General features: G+C 55.8%; 1 protein-coding gene and 2 pseudogenes. All 3 read right to left on the bottom strand.

The window, feature by feature from the left end; genetic code table 11:
• Window positions 1–233: 233 nt before the first annotated feature.
• The gene (gene glf / locus ASF49_RS23190; RefSeq protein ID WP_082511336.1) at window positions 234–1,367 is read right to left on the bottom strand and encodes a UDP-galactopyranose mutase; all 1,134 of its coding nucleotides are present in this window, start codon (window positions 1,365–1,367) and stop codon (window positions 234–236) included.
• 293 nt (window positions 1,368–1,660) lie between these two features.
• Window positions 1,661–1,874 (bottom strand): annotated as a pseudogene (locus tag ASF49_RS23185) (integrase core domain-containing protein); the annotation flags it as partial.
• Between the two features lie 143 nt (window positions 1,875–2,017).
• Window positions 2,018–2,323, bottom strand: a pseudogene (locus ASF49_RS15215) (IS481 family transposase); the annotation flags it as partial.
• Window positions 2,324–2,475 lie beyond the last annotated feature (152 nt).

Here is a 2,475-nt window from a genome sequence, read left to right as displayed (position 1 = left end):
CGGATAGCGCTGACTTGGTGGCGTCGTCGAGGAGCAAACAGACGGTCTGAGCCATTGCCCAGACTCGCATGCATCAAACCCTGCGTGAATCCTCTGACTGCGTCAGTGCACTAGCGTTAGCCAATCGAAAGACCTGTGATACTCTGCTTCCGCCACGCACGGCTGTCGGACCAGGAAGCCAAGCGGACAGATTTATTGCAAAAATATTGCTTTAATCGTTAAAATATCTTAATTTACAGTCTAAAATTACAGCTTGTGCGGCCGTTTTTGCGAGGAATACTTTCCTCGATCCGGCGGAACATGGCAAGAGCTTGGCCTACGACCTGATCCATGTTGTAGTAGCGGTAGGTTGCGAGACGGCCGACGAAGCGGACATTGCGCTCGGCAAGCGCAAGGCGTTCGTAGCGCTTGAACAGGGCTTGGTTTTCTGGGTTAGGAATTGGGTAATAAGGGTCGCCTTGGGGTTCCGGGTATTCATATGTCAATGCTGTATGAGGATGGACCTGCCCAGTTATATGTTTATACTCAGTAACCCGGGTAAACTCTTCAGTTTGTGGGTAGTTCATTACAGCCACAGGCTGATGCCACTCTACTTCGCGCGAGACGTGTTCAAATCGCAGGCTACGGTAAGGTAGCGACCCGTGCCGATAATCAAAGTAGGCATCAATGGGTCCGGTGAAGATGGTGCGTCCTGCGGTCTTTCGTGAGCCAAGCGATTTATAGTCAGTGCCTACTGAGACAGTGATGTTGCGATGGTCGAGCATCGCCTCAAACATCGGAGTGTAGCCGTATTTTGGCATGGCCTGATAGCTGTCTGTGAAGTAGCGGTCGTCATGGTCGAAACGAGTTGGAATGCGCGCTGTCACCGACTTGTCGAGCTGCGAAGGGTCAAGGCCCCATTGCTTGCGGGTGTAACCGCGAAAGAATTTCTCGTAGAGTTCGCGACCAACGGTGGAGAGAACAACGTCCTCAGAGGTCCGGATTTCGGTGATTAATTCGGCACGGGCTGCAAGCCACTTCTTGAAAGATTCTGGCGTCAGATCTAGATTGTAGAGCCTATTGACGGTATCGAGATTGATTGGAATTGCGACGCGCTGGCCATCAACCTCTGCGAGAACCCGATGCTCGTAAGGACGCCACTCTGTAAAACGCGAAAGATATTCAAATACAGCCGTTGAGTTGGTGTGGAAGATGTGCGGGCCGTAGCGATGGATAAGCAATCCATCGTCGTTGAGGAGGTCGAAGGCGTTGCCTCCGACATGTTGGCGTCTGTCGATTATTAGCACGCGCTCGTCGCGCTCGCGAGCAAGCCGTTCTGCGAGCACGCTGCCAGCGAAGCCGGCCCCGACGATAAGCCAGTCGTACATGGAATTCTCCTAATCGACCTGATCTGACCGGTATTTTATTTCAAATAGCAACAGTTTATTGCATGGCTATGGCTACGGGTAGTCGGAGGGCTTGATCGAGAAAGGTGACAGGGGCAGAAATTCACCCAAGGAGGAGTGCTATGGAAGGCGATTATAGGTTCAACCTGGGCGGTATTTTCGACCGAGCCAATTGAGAGATTACGGCATGGTGGCGGCCATGGGTAGCCGGAGCACTTGATCAAGGAAGGTGAAAGGCGCGTGGCCTGTCTCCGTTCGGTGGCCCGGGTTCGAAGTTAGTGCATCGTCGGTCGCGTGACGATGGCAGGGCGAGCGGACGGCACTGAGCTCCTCTGTTCTGTTGGCCAAATGACGAGCGCTGGTGCAGGCGGCTGGTATCCGAGCGACGAGTGCGGCCAGACAGTGTTGTAGTGCCTTCGCCGTTGCTCGATGACCACGCTGGCCTCCTTGAGGGTTTTAAAACACCTCGCCGTTGAGATGTGTGTTTCGGCGTGCGACTTTGACCCCGTGAGGCGAGGGATCGGCGTCCAATTTTGGCTCTGACGCACTCTCGCTGATCATCAAGGCGAGAGGCCGATCAGGCGAGCTTGCAGCAGGTCGATCTTGCCGCGGCCGTACATCTGGCGCTTCACGAGCTTGAGTTTCGTAACCTGTGGGATCGTGGCCTGCAGCGCGTAGAGGCAGTCGTCCAGCGGGAGAAGCGTGTGACGCCGAAAGGCGACCACCACCGCTTCGTCTTCGGGTGACAGCACCGTCGAGCGAGGATCCTTTGGACCGGTGCGCTGGTCGGCGACCGAGGTCCCCTGCCGCCACTTGGCAACCGTCTTGGGGTTGATCCCATAGCGCTTCGAGAGCGCCCTCAGGCTCGCTTGACTATGCTGAACCGCTCGACGGATCGTCTCAGTCGTCGTGGCGCTGCCGTGAAGAACCTGCCCAATAGCGCGTCCCCCCACTCCAGTGTGAAGTGTGCACCATCAAACCCTAGGATCAATGGGATTACCCCGTTTCTGTGGACGGTTAGGGGGCTTGGCTGAGCCGGGTCTCAGGTGACGGGTGCGGCCGGGTCTCCTGCTCGTATACGACGGGCGAG

It is taken from the genome of Methylobacterium sp. Leaf104 (assembly GCF_001422885.1).
Taxonomy (GTDB): domain Bacteria; phylum Pseudomonadota; class Alphaproteobacteria; order Rhizobiales; family Beijerinckiaceae; genus Methylobacterium.
The sequence above is the reverse complement of the archived record's forward strand: the minus strand, read 5'-3'. Positions and strand labels throughout refer to the sequence as shown.